The organism is Thiolapillus sp., assembly GCF_048562965.1.
Lineage (GTDB): Bacteria > Pseudomonadota > Gammaproteobacteria > Chromatiales > Chromatiaceae > Thiolapillus > Thiolapillus brandeum_A.
Genome location: NZ_JBHNMF010000296.1, coordinates 1 through 4,167, shown reverse-complemented (window position 1 = coordinate 4,167; position 4,167 = coordinate 1). Strand labels below are relative to the sequence as shown.

Genomic DNA, 4,167 nt, shown 5'->3' with positions numbered 1-4,167 from the left:
AAGTTGTTGCGTAGTGCTTGGTGACCAGGACGGCTGGGGCACCAATAGGTTGTCAAAGGCCGAGTCGATTTTGGGGACTGGGATGTCCCAAAATCTATCACGAGGCCGAAGACACACTTGCTGGATCGTGGTCGATGGTAATATCGCCCATCATGCCGGTGAAGGCGATGGACACGGTATCTACCTGTCGAATGGAGGAGACTGGTTCATCGTGCGCAACAATGAACTGCACAACAATACGAATTCCGACTTTCAGATCAATGCCGACCCGGAAAGCACCTGCGCCGAAGACGATATCCCCTATGACGATCCCCGCTGCGATGGCAGTGCACTGAACGGGCTGGGGCAGGGGATCACTGAATTTGCCCTGGTGGAAAGCAACTACTTCCACAACAGCGATGTCGGGCCCAATTTCACATCCGTCAGAAATGCGGTAGTGCGCAACAATATCTTCGGCCCTTATGACCGCCATGGCACCAGCTTCTGGCAGGAGACGGACAATCCGCGCCTGGGCTCCAGCGACAACCGCATCGAACACAACCTGTTCATCGGCTTCAACCGCCGTCACGTGCTGCAGAACACCCGTTATTCGGACCGCAACCGGATCCGCAACAATATCCTGCTGGGATACCGGCGTTCGGGAAACACTGTGGAAGCAAACCCGGAAACCGTGCTGGTGGAGATCGACCCGGAGACCGTACACAGCAGCTCCTTTTCCGGCAACGTGTATATCGGCGGCCGCTTCTCCGATTTCACACCTGCTGCAGGCGAATTGCGTCTGAAAAAGTTCGACCCGGCCTGGTTCGCCGCTTTCCCGGCAGACGGCATGGGCAGCGCCGCCGGTTATCGCCCGGACAAGACCGCGCCTTTCGCGGACAGCGACCAGTTACTGGCCACCACGCCCATGGACATGGACATGGAGGGGCGCCCCAGAAGAAACCCCGTCAACCCCGGCCCCTGGGAGTACGGTGGCAGGCTGGAAGCTACGGTCACGCCCCAGGGCAATTCTTCCAAACAACAGAAATCCGGGAGCTCGCGCTGACAGTCATGGCTTATCAGGAACAACTCGACCTGCTCACCGCCGGGCGCGGCACTTACAACATCACCAAGGATGTACAAAAAGTGGTTGCCGCCTCCAACGTCATCACCGGCCTGTGCCATGTTTTCGTCAAACATACCAGCGCCTCGCTCATCCTTTGCGAGAACGCCGACCCCACTGTGCGCAGTGACCTGGAACGCTTCATGATCAACCTGGTGCCCGACGGATCGCCGCTGTTCCGGCACATCGACGAGGGCGACGACGACATGCCCGCCCATATCCGCTCCATACTCACCAACATGGATCTGACCCTGCCGGTAAATCACCGCATGCTGAAGCTGGGCACCTGGCAGGGCATTTATCTGTACGAGCACCGCAGCAGGGCACACCAGCGCCAGGTGGTCGTTACCGTTACCGGCTGAGTTTCAGGCTCTCAATCACCGAGCTCGAGCACGGCGTCCATTTCCACGCAGGCATCCCGGGGCAACGCAGCCACGCCGATAGCCGCCCGGGCGGGGTAGGGCTGACTGAAATAGTCCGCCATGACTTCGTTCACCAGGGGAAAATGAGACAGGTCGGTCAGAAACACATTGAGTTTGGCCACGTCCGCCAGGCTGCCGCCGGCTGCCTCGGCCACGGCCTGGAGATTGTCGAAAACACGCCGCACCTGGGCCTCCATATCTCCGGCTACCATTTCCATGGTTTCCGGCACCAGGGGTATCTGGCCCGACAGGTAAACCGTGTTGCCGGCCCTGACCGCCTGAGAATAGGTGCCAATGGCCTGGGGGGCCTTGTTTGTGCTGATGATTTCTTTTTTCATTTTATCGCCTACTATTGAACCATGAGGAAGATGCTGATTTTGACACAAATACTCTGGCTGGCGACAGCCTGTGAGCAGGACCGGAAAACCGCCTTGCCTGACGAACCCTGGCCTGATGAAGCAGAGGTGCTGTTTCAGGATGCACAGGTCCTGAGATATGAAGTGGAACAGCGCAAGCAGGAAACCGCCAGACTGCGCGTTCAGGACGTGGAGGGTGCACCGCCTTCCCTGCGCAGATAGGCGATCAGCAGCATCAGGGCAGCGAGAACGACTGCCAGCCAGTTCTTCCACCACAGGAAAGGTGTCTCCCCCTCGTAGGGCTGAATGGAGGCAGTGATGGCGCCCCGCTTCCATTGCGGCAGTACCGCCAGTATCCTGCCTGTTTCATCGACGATGGCCGATACACCCGTGTTGGTCGCTCGCAGCAGGTAGCGCCCGGTTTCCAGCGCCCGCATGCGCGCCATTTCCAGGTGCTGATGAGGCGCCAGGGAATCTCCGAACCAGGCATCGTTGCTGGCGTTCACCAGAAAAGCTGCGGCGGGCAGAGCCTGGGCAACCTCTTCGCCAAAGGTATCTTCATAACAGATGGAAACACCGGCTTGTCTGCCCGCCAGCTTCAGTCGCGGCGGCTTGTTCCTGTCACCGGACGAAAATGACGACATGGGAATGGCGAAGAGCTCAACCAGGGGTTGCAGCAGGGCTGAAAAAGGCATGAACTCACCGAAAGGGACGAGGTGCCGCTTGAAATACAGGCCCCGGCCGGAGGCTCCCAGGCTGATCAGGGCATTGTAGGCACGCCCCTTGGCATCCCGTACAGGAATTCCCAGCAGCAGATCCTGGCCCTGATCGCGGAAATAGGTATCCAGGGGCTGAAGAAAACTTTTTTCCACCCGGTCGGCAAATGCCGGCACCGCCGTTTCCGGCCAGATGACGAGGCGACTGTCGGGATGCGCCTTGCTGGTTTCGACATAGAATTCCAGCGTCGGGCGCAACTGGGAAGGCAACCATTTCTTTTCCTGGGGGATACTGGCCTGCACCAGGGTCGCCGTAAAAGGCGCACCCTCCGGCGTCATCCAGTGTATCTGCTGTAGACCCCAGCCCGTCAGCCAGATGAGAGGCGCCAGCAACAGCCACGGGCTGCGCCACAGGTTCAGCGCAGCTGCCGTCAGCGCCAGCATCAGGCTGACACCGTAGACCCCCAGCAGCGGCGCATAACCGGCAAGTGGCGTATCGATCTGGGAATAACCCGACGTCAGCCAGGGAAAGCCGGTGAACAGCCAGCTGCGCAGCCATTCCAGCAACACCCACAGGGCGGGATAGACCAGCAGCAGTTGCCGCACCTCACCCCGGAAGAAACGCCGCGCCAGCCAGCCTGCCAGGGCGGGAAAAAGGGCCAGGCCGGCAGCAAACAACAGCGTCAGCAGGATGGCAAGGGGCAGGGATACACCCCCGAACTGGGCAATACTGTTGTGCAGCCAGAACACGCCGAAGCCCATGCAGCCCATGCCCCAGGCCCAGCCGATGCCAAATGCCTGTTTCGGATTAGTGCCACGCCAAAGCGCGAACAGGGCAGCAAGAGAAAGCAGCGCAATCCAACCCTGGGAAAAGGGAGCAAAGGCCAACACCTGTACTGCCCCCGTTGCAAATGCCACAGGCAATCGGATGCGGGTCATCACAGTTTGACTATCGATATGATTTCAAAACTTCTCTTATCGTCACAAGCTGTTTCTTCAAAGACAGAACCCTGACTATTCATCGTAAAAGGCAAGGCGAAGATTGTCGAACCGTTGGGCAATGTATTTGAGCAAGGAATAAATAAACAGTGAGATGCCTGTCATTTCCAGTGTTTCTTCACATGTATAGAGCATTGCGTAAGCAACGGACACTTCCCCGTATCTGTCCGCATACCACCCACCCAGCATTTCAAATCCGAGTGCTCCTGATACAAAGATTGCGCCGGAAGCAATGAACAACAGCATGATGGTTCTTGGAAGATCCAGTAAGAATCGCAAATACAGAACCACGAACAGCAGCAGCGCGAAACCATAGGGGATGACCCAGGAATAATAGAGCACCCCCGATGCGTGTACAGTGTTTCTGAGTGGATCGATCAACGACTCATGCAACGATGCTGTTTCATTGATCGAAAGAAAAACAAATATCAATGTAACTACTCACCCCTAAGACTGAGTACAAGCCTGCCTCGATGGATCTACAATCGCTTTTTCATGTCTGTAGAGGCTTGACATCATAGCACGCCGAGTCTATGCTATTGACCCAACACATCGAATGGATCAACAGCCATGGG

Annotated in this window: 6 protein-coding genes; 3 read left to right on the top strand and 3 right to left on the bottom strand. The window is 57.4% G+C overall.

The window, feature by feature from the left end; translation table 11 throughout:
* Positions 1-127 precede the first annotated feature (127 nt).
* Positions 128-1,042, top strand: a complete 915-nt coding sequence (locus ACOCD2_RS13495; RefSeq protein ID WP_293652654.1) for a hypothetical protein — start codon at positions 128-130, stop codon at positions 1,040-1,042.
* Between the two features lie 5 nt (positions 1,043-1,047).
* Positions 1,048-1,461 (top strand): secondary thiamine-phosphate synthase enzyme YjbQ, encoded by a 414-nt coding sequence (locus tag ACOCD2_RS13490; RefSeq protein ID WP_293648690.1) that lies wholly within the window; start codon positions 1,048-1,050, stop codon positions 1,459-1,461.
* A gap of 11 nt (positions 1,462-1,472) precedes the next feature.
* On the opposite strand, the gene ACOCD2_RS13485 is transcribed toward ACOCD2_RS13490, so the two are convergent.
* Positions 1,473-1,859 carry a RidA family protein gene (locus ACOCD2_RS13485; RefSeq protein ID WP_293648693.1) on the bottom strand — a complete coding sequence of 129 codons (387 nt, stop codon included), beginning with the start codon at positions 1,857-1,859 and terminating at the stop codon, positions 1,473-1,475.
* A 21-nt stretch (positions 1,860-1,880) separates the two neighbouring features.
* On the opposite strand from ACOCD2_RS13485, the gene ACOCD2_RS13480 reads away from it, so the two are divergent.
* Entirely contained in the window at positions 1,881-2,099 is a 219-nt protein-coding gene (locus ACOCD2_RS13480) for a hypothetical protein (protein ID WP_293885465.1), read from the top strand.
* On the opposite strand, the gene lnt is transcribed toward ACOCD2_RS13480, so the two are convergent.
* Positions 2,060-3,532, bottom strand: a complete 1,473-nt coding sequence (gene lnt / locus ACOCD2_RS13475; protein ID WP_293648701.1) for an apolipoprotein N-acyltransferase — start codon at positions 3,530-3,532, stop codon at positions 2,060-2,062. The two genes, ACOCD2_RS13480 and lnt, sit on opposite strands and share 40 nt — an antisense overlap.
* Positions 3,533-3,607: 75 nt before the next feature.
* Positions 3,608-4,024: a hypothetical protein gene (locus ACOCD2_RS13470; protein WP_293648698.1), complete on the bottom strand. Its 417-nt coding sequence runs from the start codon at positions 4,022-4,024 to the stop codon at positions 3,608-3,610.
* Between the last annotated feature and the right edge of the window lie 143 nt (positions 4,025-4,167).

Coding starts and splice junctions, on each gene's coding strand:
- lnt (WP_293648701.1), bottom strand. CDS start 3,532: ATGACCCGCATCCGATTGCCTGTGGCATTTGCAACGGGGGCAGTACAG.
- ACOCD2_RS13480 (WP_293885465.1), top strand. CDS start 1,881: ATGAGGAAGATGCTGATTTTGACACAAATACTCTGGCTGGCGACAGCC.
- ACOCD2_RS13485 (WP_293648693.1), bottom strand. CDS start 1,859: ATGAAAAAAGAAATCATCAGCACAAACAAGGCCCCCCAGGCCATTGGC.
- ACOCD2_RS13490 (WP_293648690.1), top strand. CDS start 1,048: ATGGCTTATCAGGAACAACTCGACCTGCTCACCGCCGGGCGCGGCACT.